This window comes from Prosthecomicrobium pneumaticum, from assembly GCF_014199915.1.
GTDB lineage: Bacteria > Pseudomonadota > Alphaproteobacteria > Rhizobiales > Kaistiaceae > Prosthecomicrobium > Prosthecomicrobium pneumaticum.
In genome coordinates, this window is sequence record NZ_JACHOO010000001.1 from 307,138 (window position 1) to 325,649 (window position 18,512).

Sequence of the window (18,512 nt, forward strand, 5' to 3'; positions counted from 1 at the left end):
ACGGCGGAATTCGGCCGTTTCTGCTTGAAACGCCGACGGAGTTGAGGAAAGTGTCCCGCCACGGCCGGCCGTTTTCTCTCCTGGAATCGTGACCGGCCCCGAACGCTCACGGGAAAGGAAGACCCCCCATGAACAAGAACGATCTCATCGCGGCCGTCGCGGAGCAGACCGGTCTTTCCAAAGCCTCGGCGGGTGAAGCTGTCGATGCCACGTTCAAGGCCATCGAGGGCGCCCTGAAGGCGGGCGACGAAGTGAAGATCATCGGCTTCGGCAACTTCTCGGTCGCCAAGCGCGCCGCCACCGAAGGCCGCAATCCGCGCACGGGCGAGACGATCGAGATCGCCGCGTCGAACACGCCGAAGTTCAAGGCCGGCAAGGGCCTCAAGGACGCGGTCAACTGAGGTAGCCTGTGGGGTCAGGGGTTATGTGGAAACGGCTCCGCCCGGGCGACCGGGCGGGGCCGTTTCCATTCGATCGCTTGAAGCGCCGGCTCCGAACGCTTAAACCGGACGCGCCGGAGGGAAGGGCGGTTAGCTCAGTCGGTAGAGCGCCTCGTTTACACCGAGGATGTCGGGAGTTCGAGTCTCTCACCGCCCACCACTCCTGGATGGCCTTTTTCGAGTTGTCCCCAGGATGTTCGAACGAAGTTTTGAGAGCGGGCGCGGCCCGCTTGACAGGCCCGGAGCGGTGCCGTAATCAGCGCCCACACGACGCGGCGACGCCGCGCCGGCCCCGAAAGGGGACCCTAGCGGGGGTGTAGCTCAGTTGGTTAGAGTATCGGCCTGTCACGCCGAGGGTCGCGGGTTCGAGCCCCGTCACTCCCGCCATTTTCTTCTCATCTCGTTCCGATGATCTCGACCGGTGCTGGCTCGGGCGCGTTCCGGTCGCAGTGCTTGGACCGGTTCGACGGAGACCCGTTGCGTCGCCCCGTCGGCGACCGACCGGTCCGGCTGGCCCGGAACCCCTCATGATCGTGCTGATCACGACCCGCGGGCACGGCTATACGCTGGGCTCGATCAACAAGGGCACGTTCGGCGTGCCCACGCCGCCTTTCCGCCGCACCACCTATGACCGCATGTTCCGCCGCTTCCGGGCGCCGCGCGCGACCTATGTCTTCGCCGACCTCGAGAGGCTTTCACCCTTCGAACTGAGCCTCGCCGCCGATCTCTACCGCGCCCTGACGGCGGCCGGCTTCCGCTGTCTGAACGACCCTGCGCGGGCGATGAGCCGGGTCGAGCTGCTCGTCGCGCTCGAGGCGGCGGGGATCAATCCCTTCGGAGCGTACCGGGCCGACACTGCGCCGAGGCCGAAGCGATTTCCGGTCTTCCTCCGCTCGGAGCAGGACCATGTGCAAGCGGCCGATACGCTCTATCCCGACCAGGACACGCTCGATGCCGCGCTCGTCCGTCTGCGGGCCGCGGGAACGCCTTTGCGGGGCCTTCTCGTCGTCGAGCAGGCGGCCGAACCCTATGCCGAGGGCCGCTGGGCGAAATGGGGAACCTGGCGGGTCGGCGACCATATGAGCGTCGATCACATCGCGGTCGACGACACATGGCTGGTCAAATATGGCGACCATGCCAAGGTGACCGGCGCGATCGCCGAGGACGAGCACGACGCCGTTCTCTCGAACCGATTCGCCGAGCCGGTGCGCCGCGCCTTCGACATCGGGGGCATCGCGTTCGGGCGCGCCGATCACGGCAGCTTCGGCGGCCGCCCGGTGGTCTACGAGATCAACACCAACGCCTATCTGGGACGCTACTCGAACCACAAGAACCCGCTCCGCGCCGAGGCGCATCGGGTCGCGCGGACGCGATTCGCCGAGGCGCTCGAGGCGATCGACAGCGAGGGCGGCGGCTCGGTGGCATTGCCGGCGACGCCGCTCCGCCGGCCGCTCGCCTGGTGGCAGATCGGCTTCGTGGGGCCGAAGCGGCCCTGAACGCCGATCAAACGAAAAGAGCCCCGGCGGGGCCGGGGCTCGCACGCGAAAATCACTCGGGGATCAGCCGGGCGGCGGACCCATAGGGGCACGCCCGAGCGGAGCGGTCGGCGGCGGGCCCATCGGCGCACGGCCGAGCGGTGCGGTCGGCGGCGGACCCAGCGGGGTGCGTGCTACGACCGCGACGCCCGGCGGCGGACCCATCGGCGCACGGCGGGCAACAGGCGCAGGCGGAATGGGCGGCGGACCCATCGGCGCACGCCCCAGCGGTGCGGTCGGCGGCGGCCCCATGGGCGAAGAGAGCTTTGCAGCAACAGCCATATCTTGTCTCCCGGAATGCTCGGCCTCACGGACCCCGCCGAGATGATCCTCCGCCGACAACCGGGGGTCAAGTCCCGCTCGTCACGTCCGGATCCCGGGGCGCCGCTGCCGGGCGGTTCCGCGGCGCGGCGACGCGAAGTTTCGAAAGGTGGCGCGGATTTCCGGTCTCGCCGGAGGGCGTCTTGCCGCGGAAGTACCACTTTTGCCAGCCGGCGCGCACCGTCTCCGGATCTCCCTCCCTCAACCTTTCGTTGAATTCCTGGCGCAAGCGCGAATAGTCGCGGAACGTGTCGCGCAGTTCGGGTGCGTCGTCGAGCGCCACCACCTCCGGCACGACATCGTCGAGCGCGCGGTATTCGACCGGCGTGACGAAGCAGAACGGCTCGCCTTGCGCGAAGCGCACGAGGCCGGGCCGGGTGAACTGCCAGTTCATGGTGAAGGTGAAGGCGAGCCAGTCGGTCTCGACGATGCCTTCGAGCGGCGCGATGCCGTCCTTCGGCAGGTTGGGAACGCCGCGCACCCAAAGGCCGAAGCCGGGATCGGTGCGGAACAGGTAGCGGACGTGGAAGGTCAGGACGCCATGGCCGAAATGCGACGAGGCGATTCCCTCGGCGGACCCGCCGTCCCCGGTCGTCACGGTGATCGCGTCGAGACCCATTTCGCCGTTCCATTCGGCGACGATCCCGGTCGGACAGAGAATCTCCCAGCCCATGCTGTTGGCGATGGTGAGCGGCAGGCAGCGATAGGCGAAGCGCTCGTCGGTCAGGTCCATCCAGTCCCGCTCGGCCCGTCCCGGCACGATGTCGGAGGCCTCTTCTTCCAGACGATAGCAGACGAGCTTGGTCACGACGGGCCCTCGCGTTAGGCGGCGCGAATGTCGAGCGGCCTTTAGCACACGCGGCGGAGCGCGTCGTGGCCTCGCACCACCGATGTGAAAGGGCCGGCGCTCGGCCGGCCCTTCTGGTCTCGCGACGCCCCTGACGGTCAGGGCGAGGTGGGAGCCGCAGGAGCCGGCTCGGTCGCCGGCGGTGCCGGCGTGGCGGGCGCCGGGGGAGGGGTGTCCGCGGCTGGCGGCGGCGTCGCGGGGGCCGGAGCCTCGGGCGCCGGGGTCGCCGGCGCAGGAGCCGGTGCGGTGGTGTCGGCAGCCGGGGCGGGCGGCGGGGGCGGCGTGGTGCCGCGGCCGAAGAACAGGAAGGCGACCACGATGACGAGAATGATCACCGCGATCGCGGCCCACAGGTTTCGCTGCTGCATGCATTTCCTCCGAGCGGCTCGTTGAGCGCGCCGGACCGGACGGCCCGGCGGTATCCGCCCCGTCCGCTGCTTTCGCGGCGCGGACGGGGCCTTGGCGGCAACGGTCTCGGGCCGGACCGGTTCCGCCCGGCCGGCGCCGCGGCGGCTGTCGGCGCTCCAGGGCGACGCGCCGCGGCGCGCGGGACATTTAGCCGCGTCCTCCCGAACGGGCCGCGTGCTTAAATTCCTACAGTTCTAAGATTTGCGGCGAACCGCCTGAAAACGTGGCGCGCTCCATCGGTCGACCGGCCGAACCAGGGCTTGCGCGCCCCCCGCCCCTCCGCTAAGCCTCGCCCCAGTCTTCGAACTGCCGCACCGCCGTTTCCGCGCTTGACGGACGAGGGCGATCGGTAGGTCAATGAACCGCTTGGCAGACTGCTGCGCCGCAACATCCCGCGGTCGCCGCCGCCCGTCCGGGCAGAGCCGAGGAACGAACGAGGGCTTTGATGGAAGACCTCCTCAGAGACTATCTTCCGATCGTGGTGTTCATCGGCATCGGCGCCGTGATCGCCATCGCACTGATGGCTTCCTCGTTCCTGATCGCCTACCGCAATCCGGATCCGGAGAAATTGTCCGCATACGAATGCGGCTTCAATGCGTTCGACGACGCGCGCATGAAGTTCGACGTGCGGTTCTACCTGGTCGCGATTCTCTTCATCATCTTCGACCTGGAAGTGGCCTTCCTGTTCCCGTGGGCGATCACGTTCGGCGACCTCGGCTGGTATGGCTTCTGGTCGATGATGCTGTTTCTCGGCGTTTTGACGGTGGGCTTCATCTACGAATGGAAGAAGGGAGCGCTCGAATGGGACTGAGCGAAACCTCCGGCACGCTCGTCGCGCCGGCCCCGAAGGGCCTGGTCGATGCGACCGGCAAGCCCATCGGCCACGACGATCCGTTCTTCCGTGAGGTCAATGACGAGCTCGCGGACAAGGGCTTTTTCATCGCCGCCGCGGACGATCTGATCACCTGGGCCCGGACCGGCTCGCTGATGTGGATGACCTTCGGCCTCGCCTGCTGCGCGGTCGAGATGATGCAGATGTCGATGCCGCGCTACGATGTGGAGCGCTTCGGCCTCGCGCCGCGCGGCTCGCCGCGCCAGTCCGACGTGATGATCGTCGCCGGCACGCTGACCAACAAGATGGCGCCGGCGCTGCGCAAGGTCTACGACCAGATGCCCGAGCCGCGCTACGTCGTCTCGATGGGCTCGTGCGCCAATGGCGGCGGCTATTACCACTATTCCTATTCGGTGGTGCGCGGCTGCGACCGGGTCGTTCCGGTCGACATCTATGTGCCGGGCTGCCCGCCGACCGCCGAGGCGCTGCTCTATGGTCTCCTTCTCCTGCAGAAGAAGATCCGCCGCACCGGCACGATCGAGCGCTGAACGAGGATGGCGATGGACGAGACGCTCAGCCAGCTCCTCGAGACGATCGCCGCGGCGAAGCCGGGTGTGATAGTGGCATCGAAGATCGCCTATGGCGAACTGACGGTGACCGTGCCGGGCGCCGAGATCGTCGGTCTCGTGACGCTGCTGCGCGACGATCCGCGCTTCGGCTTCGTCTCGCTGATCGATGTCTGCGGTGTCGATTATCCGGAGCGCGAGAAGCGTTTCGATGTCGTCTATCACCTCCTGTCGCCGACCCGGAACGCCCGAATCCGCCTGAAGGTCGAGACGGACGAGTTCACGCCCGTCCCTTCGATCACCGGCGTGCTCGAGGGCGCAGACTGGTTCGAGCGCGAAGCCTACGACCTCTACGGCATCCTCTTCACCGGCCATCCGGACCTGCGGCGGCTGCTGACGGATTACGGCTTCGAGGGGCACCCGCTGCGCAAGGACTTCCCGCTCACCGGCTATGTCGAGGTGCGCTACGACGACGAGCAGAAGCGCGTCGTCTACGAGCCGGTGCGGCTCAATCAGGAATTCCGCGACTTCGACTTCCTGTCGCCCTGGGAAGGCACGGACTATGTCCTGCCCGGCGACGAGAAGGCGAAATCGGAACCGAAGGCGAACTGAGATGGCCGAGGCCCAGGTCCGCAGCTTCAACATCAATTTCGGCCCGCAGCATCCCGCGGCGCACGGCGTGCTGCGGCTCGTCGTCGAGCTCGATGGCGAGGTGGTCGAGCGTGTCGACCCCCATATCGGGCTGCTCCATCGCGGCACCGAGAAGCTGATCGAGCAGAAGACCTATCTCCAGGCCGTGCCCTATTTCGACCGGCTCGACTATGTCGCGCCGATGAACCAGGAGCACGCTTTCGCGCTCGCGGTCGAGAAGCTCGTCGGCATCGAGGTGCCGAAGCGGGCGCAGCTGATCCGCGTGCTCTACTCCGAGATCGGCCGGCTTCTGTCGCATCTCCTCAACGTCACGACCTATGTGATGGACATCGGCGCGCTCACGCCGCCCCTCTGGGGCTTCGAGGAGCGCGAGAAGCTGATGATCTTCTACGAGCGCGTCTCGGGCAGCCGGATGCACGCCGCCTATTTCCGGCCGGGCGGTGTCCACCAGGACATGCCGCAGGCGCTCGTCGACGATGTCGGCGCGTTCTGCGACCCCTTCCTGAAGCAACTCGACGATCTCGACCGGCTCGTCTCGGAGAACCGGATCGTCAAGCAGCGCATGGCCGATATCGGCGTGATCACGCTCGAGCAAGCCTGGCGCTGGGGCTTCTCGGGTACGCTGGTGCGCAGCGCCGGTGCCGCCTGGGACCTGCGCCGCGCGCAGCCCTATGAGTGCTATTCCGAGCTCGAATTCGACATCCCGATCGCCCATCACGGCGACTGCTACGACCGCTATCTCGTCCGCATGGAAGAGATGCGCCAGTCGGTCCGGATCATGCGCCAGTGCGTCGAGCGCCTGTCCTCGGCGGCCGGCCGCGGCCCGATCGCCTCGACCGACGGCAAGGTGGTGCCGCCGAAGCGCGGCGAGATGAAGCGCTCGATGGAAGCGCTGATCCACCACTTCAAGCTCTACACCGAGGGCTACCGCGTCCCCGAGGGCGAGGTCTATGCCGCCGTCGAGGCGCCGAAGGGCGAGTTCGGCGTCTATCTCGTCTCGGACGGCACCAACAAGCCCTATCGCTGCAAGATCCGCGCGCCGGGCTTCGCGCATCTTCAGTCGATGGATTTCCTCTGTCGCGGCCACATGCTCGCAGACGTCTCGGCGATCCTCGGCTCGCTCGACATCGTGTTCGGCGAGGTCGACCGCTGATGCCGAACGCCGCGCCGATCCTGCTCGACATGACGACCCGCTCGGTGAGCGGGGCGACGGCGCGCGAGCGGGTGGGGATCGCGGCGATGCGGGCTGTGACGCGGCTGTTCCTGCGCCGCGGCCTGCGCGGCCTCGGCTATGCGCTGCGCGGCATCGCGACGGTGCTGCCGAGCGAGCGCTGGGTGGTCGCCGTCTTCGCCGACGACGAGCGGTTCGCCTTCCCCTATGGCGACCGCTATTGGAGCACGCTGTTCGACGAGGATCACGTCTACAGCGCTGCGATCGACGCGTTCGTCGATGCGGCGCGCGGGCTCGATTACGTCTTCGTCGATTGCGGCGCCAATTTCGGCTACTGGTCGGTGCGCGCGAGCGCGGCGCGGGCCGGCGGTCACGAGGCGATCGCCATCGAGGCGTCGGGCGAGACGGTCGCGGCGCTCGAGCGCAACGCCGCGCTCAACGACAACCGGTTCCCGGTGCATCACCGCGCGATCGCGGCGACGAGCGGCGAGCGGCTCGCGCTCTATGGCGGGGCCAAGCACGAGCAGCGCTCGCTCGACCAGGGCGAGGCCGGCGGCGCGGTGCTCGAGGTCGTCGAGACGCTGGCGATCGACGATCTCGGCCAGGCCGAGCGCGGCAAGCCGCTTGTTCTCAAGCTCGATGTCGAGGGCTTCGAGCCGCAGGCGATGGCGGGTGCGGCCCGTTCGCTCGCCGCCGACACGCTGGTGATCTATGAGGATCACGGCCGCGACCGCGCGCATGCGACGTCGCGCTTCATGCAGGATCAGGGGCTCCGGATCTTCCGGACCGCCGGTCGATCCATTTTCGCGGAGATCCGCAACCTCGCCGAGCTCGACGGGGTCAAGGTCCACGCGACCGAGGGCTATGATTTCTTCGCGACTCGCTCGCCTTTCTGGATCGATTTCCTGGAAGGTCGTCGAGTCGCCTCCGCGGCCGCCGCATAGGCGGAAGCGAGGACGGTAAGGTTCGAGGACGGCAAGAGATGGCAGTTCGTAGACTGGCAGCCGAGCAACCGGAGAGCTTCGCCTTCACGCCCGCCAATTTGGAATGGGCGCGGCAGCGCATTGGGCTCTATCCGGAGGGCAAGCAGGCCTCGGCGGTCATTCCCATCCTGTGGCGGGCGCAGGAGCAGGAAGGCTGGGTGACCGAGCCGGCGATCCGCGCCGTCGCGGAGATGCTCGGCATGCCCTATATCCGCGTGCTCGAGGTCGCGACCTTCTACACCCAGTTCCAGCTCGCCCCGGTGGGCGCCAAGGCGCACATCCAGGTCTGCGGCACGACCCCTTGCCTGCTGCGCGGCGCCGACAAGCTGATCGAGGTCTGCCGCCACAAGATCCACCACGACCCCTTCCACGTCACCGAGGACGGCGCGCTGTCCTGGGAAGAGGTCGAGTGCTTAGGGGCCTGCGTCAACGCCCCGATGGCGATGGTCGGCAAGGACACCTATGAAGACCTGACGCCGGAGAGCTTCGCCGCGCTGATCGACGGCTTCGCCGCGGGCAACCCGCCGGCGCCGGGCCCGCAGATCGACCGGCATCAGTCCGCCCCGGTCGGCGGCGCCCGGGTGCTCACCGATCCGGGCCTCTTCGACGGTTCGATGATCGGCGGTGGCGTCGGTCTCGCCGCGGCGCGCGATGCGATCGCCGCCCGGCAGGCGGCCGAGGAGGCGGCGCGCGCGGAAGCCGCAGCCTCCGCCGCGCCGGCCGAGCCGGCGCCGCCCGCCGCCGCCCCGGCGCCGAAGAGCGACCGCCCGGCCGAGGCGCCGGCCGAGCCCGTCGTCAAGAAGCAGGGCGAGGCGGACAAGGAGAAGGTGCCGGATCAGGTCCGTCAGGACGTTCCGGCTTCCGACCCGGCCGTTCGGCCGGATCGGGGCGTCGAACAGAAGCCTCAGGGCTGAGGAGGGATCCATGCTCGCCGACAAGGATCGCATCTTCACCAACATCTACGGCCTGCACGATTGGGGCCTCGAGGGCGCGCGCCGGCGCGGCTCCTGGGACGGCACCAAGCTGATGCTCGAGGCGGGCCGCGACTGGATCATCGACCAGATGAAGGCCTCGGGCCTGCGCGGCCGCGGCGGCGCGGGTTTCGCGACGGGCCTCAAATGGTCGTTCATGCCGAAGAAGTCGGACGGCCGGCCGCATTATCTCGTCGTCAACGCCGACGAGTCCGAGCCCGGCACCTGCAAGGACCGTGAGATCCTGCGGCACGACCCGCACCATCTCGTCGAGGGCTGCCTGATCGCCGGCTTCGCGATGGGCGCCCATACCGCCTTCATCTATGTCCGCGGCGAGTTCATCCGCGAGCGCGAGCATCTGCAGGCGGCGGTCGACCAGGCCTATGAGGCGCGGCTGATCGGCAAGAACAACATTCACGGCTGGGACTTCGACATCGTCGTCCACCATGGCGCGGGCGCCTATATCTGCGGCGAGGAGACGGCGCTGCTCGAAAGCCTCGAGGGCAAGAAGGGCCAGCCGCGCCTGAAGCCGCCTTTCCCGGCGAATTCCGGTGTCTACGGAGCGCCGACCACGGTCAACAACGTCGAATCGATCGCGGTGGCGCCGACCATCCTGCGTCGCGGCCCGGCGTGGTTCTCCTCGATCGGCCGGCCGAACAATGTCGGCACCAAGCTGTTCGGCATCTCCGGCCATGTGAACACGCCCTGCATCGTCGAAGAGGCGATGGGCATCCCGTTCAAGGAACTGATCGAGAAGCACGGCGGCGGCGTCCGTGGCGGCTGGGACAATCTGCTCGCCATCATCCCCGGCGGCGCGTCCTGCCCGGTCATCCCGGCGGCGCAGTGCGAAGACCTGATCATGGATTTCGACGGCACCCGCGCGGTGAAGTCGAGCTTCGGTACGGCCGGCGTGCTCGTCATGGACAAGTCGACCGACATCGTCCGCGCGATCGCCCGCATCGCACACTTCTTCAAGCACGAGAGCTGCGGCCAGTGCACGCCGTGCCGCGAGGGCACGGGCTGGATGGCGCGCGTGCTCGACCGCATGGCGCACGGCAACGCGCAGAAGAGCGAGATCGACATGCTGCTGCAGGTCACGACCCAGGTCGAGGGGCACACGATCTGCGCGCTCGGCGATGCCGCGGCCTGGCCGATCCAGGGTCTGATCCGCAATTTCCGTCCCGTCATCGAAGAGCGCATCGACAGCTTCACCTCGCGCGGCCGGACCGTGCACGCGGTCGGCGCGCTCGAGGCGGCGGAGTAGGGCGGATGGTCGACGAGGGCCCGGACAGCCTGGTGCTGCGCTACCTCAGGCGGATCGACGAGAAGGTCGACCGGCTGATCGAGGACGTGCAGCTCCTGAAGGTCCGGGTGACGAGCCTCGAAGAGCAGGGCGCTCGTGTCGAGCTTTCGATCGCTGGTGTGAACCGCCGGATCGATCGGGTTGAAGAACGGTTGGCGCGGGTCGAGAAGCGGCTCGATCTCGTCGACGTGCAGAACTGAGGGCGGCGTATGGCCAAGATCATCGTCGACGGCATCGAGGTGGACGTCCCGCCGGAGTTCACGCTGCTGCAGGCGGCGGAAGCGGCGGGCGCCGAGATCCCGCGCTTCTGTTTCCATGAACGTCTGTCGGTCGCCGGCAATTGCCGGATGTGCCTCGTCGAGGTGAAGGGCGGCCCGCCCAAGCCCCAGGCGAGCTGCGCGATGAACGTGCGCGACCTGCGGCCCGGCCCGAACGGCGAGCCGCCGGTGATGTTCACCAAGTCGCCGATGGTGAAGAAGGCCCGCGAGGGCGTGATGGAATTCCTGCTGATCAACCATCCGCTCGACTGCCCGATCTGCGATCAGGGCGGCGAGTGCGATCTGCAGGACCAGGCGATGGCCTATGGCGTCGACAAGAACCGCTTCGCCGAGAACAAGCGTGCCGTCGAGGACAAGTATATCGGCCCGCTCGTCAAGACGGTGATGACGCGCTGCATCCACTGCACGCGCTGCGTCCGCTTCACGACGGAGGTCGCCGGCATTTCCGAGCTCGGCCTGATCGGCCGCGGCGAGGATGCCGAGATCACCACCTATCTCGAGCGCGCGCTCTCCTCCGAGCTGCAGGGCAATGTCATCGACCTCTGCCCGGTCGGCGCGCTCACCTCGAAGCCCTATGCCTTCCAGGCGCGACCCTGGGAACTGACCAAGACCGAGTCGATCGACGTGATGGACGCGGTCGGCTCGTCGATCCGTGTCGACAGCCGCGGCCGTGAGGTCATGCGCATCCTGCCGCGGGTCAACGAGGCGGTGAACGAGGAGTGGATCTCGGACAAGACCCGCTTCGTCTGGGATGGGCTGCGCACCCAGCGCCTCGACCGGCCCTATGTCCGGCAGAACGGCCGTCTGGTCGGTGCGTCGTGGAGCGAGGCCTTCGCCACCATCGCCGAGAAGGTCGGCGCGACGGTCGGCGGCCGCATCGGCGCGATCGCGGGCGATCTCGCCGCGGTCGAGGAGATGTTCGCCCTCAAGCAGCTGATGACGGCGCTCGGCTCCGGCAATTTCGACGTCCGCCAGGACGGTGCGGCGCTCGATCCCTCGCTCGGCCGGGCGAGCTATGTCTTCAATCCGACGATCGCCGGCATCGAAGAGGCCGACGTGATCCTGATCGTCGGGTCGAACCCGCGCCGCGAGGCGGCCGTGCTCAACAGCCGGATCCGCAAACGCTGGCGGATGGGCGGCGTGCGCATCGGTCTGATCGGCGAGATGGCCGATCTCACCTATCCGCACGACTATCTCGGCGCCGGCGCGGAAACGCTCGAGAGCGTCGCGGCGGGCGAGGGCGCCTTCGGTGCGGCGCTCGCCGCCGCCAAGCGCCCGATCGTCATCGTCGGCCAGGGCGTGCTCGCCCGCGCCGATGGCGCCGCCGTGCTCGCCAAGGCGGCGGCGATCGTCGCGGCGCCGGGGCGCGACGCCGGCTGGAACGGCCTCGCCGTGCTGCACACCGCGGCGTCGCGCGTCGGCGGCCTCGACATCGGCTTCGTGCCGGCCGAGGGCGGCATGGGCACGGCGGCGATGATCCGCGCCGCCGGGGAGGGGCGCCTCGACGTGCTCTTCCTGCTCGGCGCCGACGAGATCGACATGGCGGCGCTCGGCCAGAGCTTCGTCGTCTATATCGGCACCCATGGCGACGCCGGTGCGCACCGCGCCGACGTGATCCTGCCGGCCGCGGCCTATACCGAGAAGTCGGGCACCTATGTCAACACAGAGGGCCGGGTGCAGCTCGCCAACCGGGCGACCTTCCCGCCGGGCGAGGCGCGCGAGGACTGGGCCGTGCTGCGCGCGCTCTCCGACGTGCTCGGCCGCCGGCTGCCCTTCGATTCGCTCAACGAGCTGCGGCGCGCCCTCTATGCCGCGCATCCGCATCTCGCCGCGATCGACCAGATCGCCCCGGCCACCTTCTCGACCGTCTCGGCGCTCGCGCTCTCGGGCGGCTGGTTCAATCCGGGTGCCTTCACCGGCGCGGTGGCGGATTTCTACCTGACCAACCCGATCGCCCGCGCCTCGGCCGTGATGGCCGAGTGTTCGGCGCTCGCGGCGGGCCGTTCGGCCCAGGCGGCGGAGTGAGCACGATGGACGGCTTCGTCGGCACCTATCTGATCCCCGGCGTGATCATGGTCGCGCAGAGCCTGCTCCTGCTCGTGCTCCTGCTCGTCTTCATCGCCTATCTGCTCTATGCCGACCGCAAGGTCTGGGCGGCCGTCCAGATGCGGCGCGGCCCGAACGTCGTCGGCCCCTGGGGGCTGTTCCAGTCCTTCGCCGACCTGCTCAAATTCGTGCTCAAGGAGCCGATCGTCCCGTCGGGCTCGAACAAGGGCATCTTCCTGCTCGCGCCCGTCGTGACCGCAACGCTCGCCTTCGCCGCGTGGGCGGTGATCCCCTTCGATGCCGGCTGGGTGATCTCCAACATCAATGTCGGCATTCTCTACATCTTCGCGATCTCGTCGCTCGGGGTCTACGGCATCATCATGGCCGGCTGGGCGTCGAACTCGAAATACCCCTTCCTCGCCGCGCTCCGCTCGGCGGCGCAGATGGTGTCCTACGAAGTCTCGATCGGCTTCGTGATCGTCACCGTGCTGCTCTGCGTCGGCTCGCTCAACCTCTCGGACATCGTGGTGGCGCAGGAGACCGGCCTCGGCACGCGGCTCGGCCTCGTCCCGAGCCTGCTCGACTGGCACTGGCTGCCGCTGCTGCCGATGTTCGTCGTGTTCTTCGTCTCGGCGCTCGCCGAGACCAACCGGCCGCCCTTCGACCTCGTCGAGGCGGAATCGGAGCTCGTCGCCGGCTTCATGTCGGAATATTCCGCGACGCCCTACCTGCTCTTCATGCTCGGCGAATACGTCTCGATCGTGCTGATGTGCGCGCTCGGGTCGATCCTCTTCCTCGGCGGCTGGCTGCCGCCGGTGTCGATCGCGCCGTTCACCTGGATTCCGGGCATTGTCTGGTTCGTCCTCAAGCTGTCGCTTCTGTTCTTCATGTTCGCGATGGTGAAGGCCTTCGTGCCGCGCTATCGCTACGACCAGCTGATGCGGCTGGGCTGGAAAGTGTTCCTGCCGCTGTCGCTCGCCTCGGTCTTCGTCGTCGCTGCCGTCCTGCAATATATGGGGTGGGCACCGTGACCGCCTCGACCGCCAACAAGAGGGCCTGACCATGCGTCTCGACCAGGCCGCACGCTCGATCTTCCTGTCGGAGTTCGTCTCCGCCTTCTTCCTCTCGATGCGGTATTTCTTCGCGCCGAAGAAGACGCTCAACTATCCGTTCGAGAAGGGCGCGGTGTCGCCGCGCTTCCGCGGCGAGCACGCGCTGCGCCGCTATCCGAACGGCGAGGAGCGCTGCATCGCCTGCAAGCTGTGCGAGGCGATCTGCCCCGCGCAGGCGATCACCATCGAGGCCGGACCGCGCCGCAACGACGGCACCCGCCGCACGACGCGCTACGACATCGACATGGTGAAGTGCATCTATTGCGGCTTCTGCCAGGAGGCCTGCCCGGTCGATGCGATCGTGGAAGGCCCGAACTTCGAATTTTCCACCGAGACCCGCGAAGAGCTCTATTACGACAAGGACAAGCTCCTCTCGAACGGCGCCCGGTGGGAACGCGAGATCGCACGGAACATCGAGATGGACGCGCCCTACCGCTGAGGCGGGGCGCCGAACGGACCTGACATGATCCTGCACACCCTCTTCTTCTACCTCTTCTCGGTGGTGACGATCGCCTCCGCGCTGATGGTCATCTCCTCGCGGAACCCGGTCCATTCGGTCTTGTTCCTGATCCTCGCCTTCTTCAACGCCGCCGGGCTGTTCCTGCTGCTCGGCGCCGAGTTTCTCGCGATGATCCTCGTCGTCGTCTATGTCGGCGCGGTGGCCGTGCTGTTCCTGTTCGTCGTGATGATGCTCGACGTCGACTTCGTCGAGCTGCGGCAGGGCTTCCTGCAGTATCTCCCGGTCGGCGGGCTGATCGGGGTCGTGCTGCTCGCGGAGCTGCTGATCGTGCTCGGCGGCTGGGCCTTCGCGCCGACGGTCGGGTCGGCACCGGTGGCGCCGATTCCGGCGATCTCCGAGATGACCAACACGGCGGCGATCGGCCAGCTCCTCTACACGCGCTACATCTTCTTCTTCCAGGCGGCCGGCTTCGTGCTGCTCGTCGCGATGATCGGCGCGATCGTGCTGACGCTGCGGCACAAGCCGGGCGTCAAGCGGCAGAACATTGCCGCGCAGGTGGCCCGCCGGGCGACCGTCGAGATCCGGCACGTCGAGCCGGGTCAGGGTCTGTGAGCGGGGAGGGGGCATCATGACCATCGGCCTTTCGCACTATCTCGCGGTCGCCGCGATCCTCTTCACGCTCGGCGTGTTCGGCATCTTCCTCAACCGGAAGAACGTCATCATCATCCTGATGTCGGTCGAGCTGATCCTGCTCGCCGTGAACATCAATTTCGTCGCCTTCTCCTCCTTCCTGGGCGATCTCGTCGGCCAGATCTTCGCGCTTCTGGTGCTGACCGTCGCCGCGGCGGAGGCCGCGATCGGCCTCGCCATCCTCGTCGTCTTCTTCCGCAACCGCGGCACGATCGCGGTGGAAGAAATCAACATGATGAAGGGCTGATTGCCCATGTATCAGGCGATCGTCTTCCTGCCGCTGATCGGCTCGATCATTGCCGGTCTCGTCGCGCTGTTCGGCAGCCACCGTGCCGCGATGGCGCACGCCCCGCGCGAGGGGCTGGCGCACGGCCATGGCGACCACGGGCACGGCCATGCGGCGCCGGTCGGCGGCGGTGCCGTCGTGCACGGGACGCATCACGAGCCGGCGGACAGCCATGACGATCATGGCCATGGTCGTGACGACCACGGCCATCATCACGCCGCGCCGGGCTCGCGTCCGGCGGAGCTCGTGACGACGGGCCTGCTCCTCGTGTCGGCGGTTCTCTCCTGGGTCGCCTTCCTGACCGTCGGCTTCGGCGGGGCGGAGACGGTGCGCATCCCGGTTCTGCCCTGGATCGCCTCCGGCACGCTGTCGGTCGACTGGGCGTTCCGCATCGATACGCTGACGGCGATGATGCTCGTCGTGGTGACCACCGTGTCGTCGCTCGTCCACCTCTACTCGATCGGCTATATGAGCCACGACGAGCACCGGCCGCGCTTCTTCGCCTATCTGTCCTTCTTCACCTTCGCCATGCTGATGCTGGTGACGTCGGACAACCTCCTGCAGATGTTCTTCGGCTGGGAGGGCGTCGGCGTCGCCTCCTATCTCCTGATCGGCTTCTGGTTCCAGCGCCCCTCGGCGAACGCCGCCGCGATCAAGGCCTTCGTCGTCAACCGCGTCGGCGATTTCGGCTTCGTGCTCGGCATCTTCGCGATCTTCGTGATGTTCAACTCGATCGAGTTCGACACGATCTTCGCGAATGTCTCGGATGTCGCCGGCCAGAAGATGCACTTCCTCTCCTGGGACGTCGATGCGCTGACGGTGATCTGTCTGCTCCTCTTCGTCGGCGCGATGGGCAAGTCGGCGCAGTTCCTGCTGCACACCTGGCTGCCGGACGCGATGGAGGGCCCGACCCCGGTCTCCGCGCTCATCCACGCCGCGACCATGGTGACGGCGGGCGTGTTCATGGTGGCGCGGATGTCGCCGCTCTTCGAGATGTCGCCGACCGCGCTCACCGTGGTGACGCTGATCGGCGCGACGACGGCCTTCTTCGCGGCGACGGTCGGCCTCGTCCAGAACGACATCAAGCGGGTGATCGCGTATTCGACCTGCTCGCAGCTCGGCTACATGTTCGTCGGCCTCGGCGTCGGCGCCTATTCGGCGGGCGTGTTCCACCTCTTCACGCACGCCTTCTTCAAGGCGCTGCTCTTCCTCGGCGCCGGCTCGGTGATCCATGCCGTGTCGGGCGAGCAGGACATGCGCAAGATGGGCGGGCTCAGGAAGCACATTCCGATCACCTATTGGACGATGGCGATCGGCACGCTGGCGCTGACCGGGTTCCCGTTCACGGCCGGCTATTTCTCGAAGGACGCGATCATCGAGAGCGCGTTCGCGAGCCACAATCCGGTCGCGCCCTATGCCTTCCTGATGACGGTCGTCGCGGCGCTCTTCACCTCCTTCTATTCGTGGCGCCTCGTCTTCCTGACCTTCCACGGCAAGCCGCGCGCCTCGGCCGAGGTGATGAGCCATGTGCACGAATCGCCGCTCGTCATGACCATCCCGCTCTTCGTGCTCGCGGTTGGCGCGGTCTTCGCCGGCATGGTGTTCTCGGGTGCCTTCATCGGCGAGGGCTATGACGCGTTCTGGCGCGGCGCCCTCTTCACCGGGGCCGAGAACCACATCCTGCACGAGCGCCACGAGGTCCCCTTCTGGGTCGTGTGGTCGCCCTTCGTGATGATGGCGCTCGGCTTCGTCGTCGCCTTCCTCTTCTACATCGTCTCGCCCGACACGCCGCGGCGCCTCGCGGCGCAGCACGAGCCGCTCTACCGGTTCCTGCTCAACAAGTGGTATTTCGACGAGATCTACGACTTCCTGTTCGTCCGCCCGGCGAAGTGGCTCGGCCGCTTCCTGTGGAAGAAGGGCGACGGCTGGCTGATCGACGGCTTCGGTCCGGACGGCATCTCGGCGCGCGTCGTCGACGTGACGCGCGGCGTGGTCCGGCTGCAGACCGGCTATCTCTACCACTACGCCTTCGCCATGCTGATCGGCATCGCCGTGCTGATCACCTGGTTCATGTTCGCGCGCTGAGGCCCCCCGCGATGACCGATTGGCCCATCCTCTCGACCGTCACCTTCCTGCCGGCGGTCGGCGCGCTCCTCCTGCTCCTGATCCGGGGCGAGGGGCCCGCGGCGCGTCGCAACGTCTACTGGGTGTCGCTGTGGACGACCCTCATCACCTTCGTCCTGTCGCTCGGGATCTGGTGGGACTTCGACTATTCGGCGGCGGGCTTCCAGTTCGTCGAGAAGCGGGAGTGGTTCGGCGGCATCTCCTATGCGATGGGCGTCGACGGCATCTCGATGCTGTTCGTCATCCTCACCACGTTCCTGATGCCGTTCTGCATCGTCGCGTCGAAGTGGTCGATCGAGAAGCGCTTCCGCGAATATATGATCGCCTTCCTTGTGCTCGAGACGCTGATGATCGGCGTCTTCTGCGCGCTCGATCTCGTCGTCTTCTACGTCTTCTTCGAAGGCGGCCTGATCCCGATGTTCCTGATCATCGGCGTGTGGGGCGGCCCGCGGCGGGTCTATGCGAGCTTCAAGTTCTTCCTCTACACGCTCGCGGGTTCGGTCCTGATGATGCTCGCCATCATGGCGATGTATTATGAGGCCGGCACGACCGACATCGCGCTGCTGCTCGACCACAGCTTCCCGGCCGGCATGCAGACCTGGCTGTGGATCGCCTTCTTCGCGTCCTTCGCGGTCAAGATGCCGATGTGGCCCGTGCACACCTGGCTGCCGGACGCGCATGTCGAGGCACCCACCGCGGGGTCTGTCATCCTGGCGGGCATTCTCCTGAAGATGGGCGGCTACGGCTTCCTGCGCTTCTCCCTGCCGATGTTCCCGCTCGCCTCGGCCGATTTCGCGCCCTTCGTCTTCACCCTGTCGGTGGTGGCGATCATCTACACCTCGCTCGTCGCGCTGATGCAGACGGACATCAAGAAGCTGATCGCCTATTCGTCGGTCGCCCATATGGGCTTCGTGACCATGGGCATCTTCACGATGAACCCGCAGGGCATCCAGGGCGCGCTGTTCCAGATGCTGTCGCACGGCATCGTCTCGGGCGCGCTCTTCCTCTGCGTCGGCGTCATCTACGACCGCATGCACACCCGCGAGATCTCGGCCTATGGCGGCCTCGTCAACCGTATGCCTGCCTATGCCGTGGCCTTCCTCGTCTTCACCATGGCGAATGTCGGCCTGCCGGGCACGAGCGGCTTCGTCGGCGAGTTCCTCACCATGCTCGGCGCCTTCCGCGCCAACACCTGGGTCGCCTTCTTCGCGGCGACGGGCGTCATCCTCTCGGCGGCCTACGCGCTCTGGCTCTATCGCCGGGTCGTGTTCGGCGCGCTCGAAAAGCCGAGCCTGAAGGGCATGTTCGACCTCTCGGTGCGCGAGAAGGCGATCATGATCCCGCTCGTCCTGCTCACCATCCTGTTCGGCGTCTATCCGATGCCGGTCTTCGACGTCACCGCCGTGTCGGTCGACAATCTCATTGCGAACTACCAGGCGGCCCTGTCGGCCGCGGGTCGGTTGGCGCTCCTCGCGCCCTGATCCTCCG

The 18,512-nt window shown here is 67.3% G+C and carries 19 protein-coding genes and 2 tRNA genes; 19 read left to right on the forward strand and 2 right to left on the reverse strand.

What is annotated here, in order from left to right:
* The first annotated feature begins 128 nt into the window (after positions 1-128).
* The 4 genes from GGQ63_RS01355 to GGQ63_RS01370 all read left to right on the forward strand — a co-directional run bounded on the left by GGQ63_RS01355 (position 129) and on the right by GGQ63_RS01370 (position 1,936).
* Positions 129-401: an HU family DNA-binding protein gene (locus GGQ63_RS01355; RefSeq protein WP_183851798.1), complete on the forward strand. Its 273-nt coding sequence runs from the start codon at positions 129-131 to the stop codon at positions 399-401.
* Positions 402-524: 123 nt separating this feature from the next.
* Positions 525-600: transfer RNA gene (locus tag GGQ63_RS01360), tRNA-Val, on the forward strand.
* 150 nt (positions 601-750) lie between these two features.
* A tRNA-Asp gene (locus GGQ63_RS01365) sits at positions 751-827 on the forward strand.
* Between the two features lie 140 nt (positions 828-967).
* Positions 968-1,936: a hypothetical protein gene (locus GGQ63_RS01370; protein ID WP_183851799.1), complete on the forward strand. Its 969-nt coding sequence runs from the start codon at positions 968-970 to the stop codon at positions 1,934-1,936.
* A 388-nt stretch (positions 1,937-2,324) separates the two neighbouring features.
* Here GGQ63_RS01370 and GGQ63_RS01375 read toward each other — a convergent pair whose 3' ends face one another.
* Together GGQ63_RS01375 and GGQ63_RS01380 are read right to left on the reverse strand one after the other, a co-directional pair.
* Positions 2,325-3,104, reverse strand: a complete 780-nt coding sequence (locus GGQ63_RS01375) for a DUF6065 family protein (RefSeq protein ID WP_183851800.1) — start codon at positions 3,102-3,104, stop codon at positions 2,325-2,327.
* 137 nt (positions 3,105-3,241) lie between these two features.
* The gene (locus tag GGQ63_RS01380; protein ID WP_183851801.1) at positions 3,242-3,511 is read right to left on the reverse strand and encodes a hypothetical protein; all 270 of its coding nucleotides are present in this window, start codon (positions 3,509-3,511) and stop codon (positions 3,242-3,244) included.
* 485 nt (positions 3,512-3,996) lie between these two features.
* Between GGQ63_RS01380 and GGQ63_RS01385 the strand changes: the two genes are divergently transcribed.
* Genes GGQ63_RS01385 through GGQ63_RS01455 form a run of 15 tightly spaced genes read left to right on the forward strand, consistent with a single transcriptional unit; the run spans position 3,997 to position 18,505 of the window.
* Complete coding sequence (locus tag GGQ63_RS01385) at positions 3,997-4,362, forward strand: NADH-quinone oxidoreductase subunit A (protein ID WP_183851802.1); 366 nt, start codon at positions 3,997-3,999, stop codon at positions 4,360-4,362.
* On the forward strand, positions 4,353-4,931 hold the full coding sequence (locus tag GGQ63_RS01390) for a NuoB/complex I 20 kDa subunit family protein (protein WP_183851803.1): 579 nt from the start codon (positions 4,353-4,355) through the stop codon (positions 4,929-4,931). Before GGQ63_RS01385 ends, GGQ63_RS01390 begins: the two co-directional genes overlap by 10 nt.
* A 12-nt stretch (positions 4,932-4,943) precedes the next feature.
* A complete protein-coding gene (locus tag GGQ63_RS01395; RefSeq protein WP_183851804.1) occupies positions 4,944-5,561 on the forward strand; it encodes an NADH-quinone oxidoreductase subunit C in 618 nt (205 codons plus the stop codon).
* 1 nt (position 5,562) lies between these two features.
* Positions 5,563-6,753 (forward strand): NADH-quinone oxidoreductase subunit D, encoded by a 1,191-nt coding sequence (locus GGQ63_RS01400; RefSeq protein ID WP_183851805.1) that lies wholly within the window; start codon positions 5,563-5,565, stop codon positions 6,751-6,753.
* A complete protein-coding gene (locus GGQ63_RS01405) occupies positions 6,753-7,715 on the forward strand; it encodes an FkbM family methyltransferase (RefSeq protein ID WP_183851806.1) in 963 nt (320 codons plus the stop codon). The genes GGQ63_RS01400 and GGQ63_RS01405 overlap by 1 nt, the downstream gene beginning before the upstream one ends.
* Before the next feature lie 38 nt (positions 7,716-7,753).
* On the forward strand, positions 7,754-8,668 hold the full coding sequence (nuoE, locus tag GGQ63_RS01410) for an NADH-quinone oxidoreductase subunit NuoE (protein ID WP_183851807.1): 915 nt from the start codon (positions 7,754-7,756) through the stop codon (positions 8,666-8,668).
* A 10-nt stretch (positions 8,669-8,678) separates the two neighbouring features.
* The gene (nuoF, locus tag GGQ63_RS01415) at positions 8,679-9,989 is read left to right on the forward strand and encodes an NADH-quinone oxidoreductase subunit NuoF (protein WP_183851808.1); all 1,311 of its coding nucleotides are present in this window, start codon (positions 8,679-8,681) and stop codon (positions 9,987-9,989) included.
* A gap of 5 nt (positions 9,990-9,994) precedes the next feature.
* A complete protein-coding gene (locus tag GGQ63_RS01420; RefSeq protein ID WP_183851809.1) occupies positions 9,995-10,228 on the forward strand; it encodes a hypothetical protein in 234 nt (77 codons plus the stop codon).
* 9 nt (positions 10,229-10,237) lie between these two features.
* Positions 10,238-12,331, forward strand: coding sequence for an NADH-quinone oxidoreductase subunit NuoG (gene nuoG, locus GGQ63_RS01425; RefSeq protein ID WP_183851810.1), 2,094 nt, complete (start codon positions 10,238-10,240; stop codon positions 12,329-12,331).
* A gap of 5 nt (positions 12,332-12,336) precedes the next feature.
* Positions 12,337-13,383: an NADH-quinone oxidoreductase subunit NuoH gene (gene nuoH / locus GGQ63_RS01430; RefSeq protein WP_183851811.1), complete on the forward strand. Its 1,047-nt coding sequence runs from the start codon at positions 12,337-12,339 to the stop codon at positions 13,381-13,383.
* 31 nt (positions 13,384-13,414) lie between these two features.
* Entirely contained in the window at positions 13,415-13,903 is a 489-nt protein-coding gene (gene nuoI, locus GGQ63_RS01435) for an NADH-quinone oxidoreductase subunit NuoI (protein ID WP_183851812.1), read from the forward strand.
* Positions 13,904-13,927: 24 nt separating this feature from the next.
* The gene (locus GGQ63_RS01440; RefSeq protein ID WP_183851813.1) at positions 13,928-14,536 is read left to right on the forward strand and encodes an NADH-quinone oxidoreductase subunit J; all 609 of its coding nucleotides are present in this window, start codon (positions 13,928-13,930) and stop codon (positions 14,534-14,536) included.
* Positions 14,537-14,552: 16 nt separating this feature from the next.
* Positions 14,553-14,861 (forward strand): NADH-quinone oxidoreductase subunit NuoK, encoded by a 309-nt coding sequence (gene nuoK, locus GGQ63_RS01445; RefSeq protein WP_183851814.1) that lies wholly within the window; start codon positions 14,553-14,555, stop codon positions 14,859-14,861.
* 6 nt (positions 14,862-14,867) lie between these two features.
* Entirely contained in the window at positions 14,868-16,985 is a 2,118-nt protein-coding gene (gene nuoL, locus GGQ63_RS01450) for an NADH-quinone oxidoreductase subunit L (RefSeq protein WP_183852594.1), read from the forward strand.
* Between the two features lie 11 nt (positions 16,986-16,996).
* Entirely contained in the window at positions 16,997-18,505 is a 1,509-nt protein-coding gene (locus GGQ63_RS01455; protein ID WP_183851815.1) for an NADH-quinone oxidoreductase subunit M, read from the forward strand.
* The last annotated feature ends 7 nt before the right edge of the window (positions 18,506-18,512 follow it).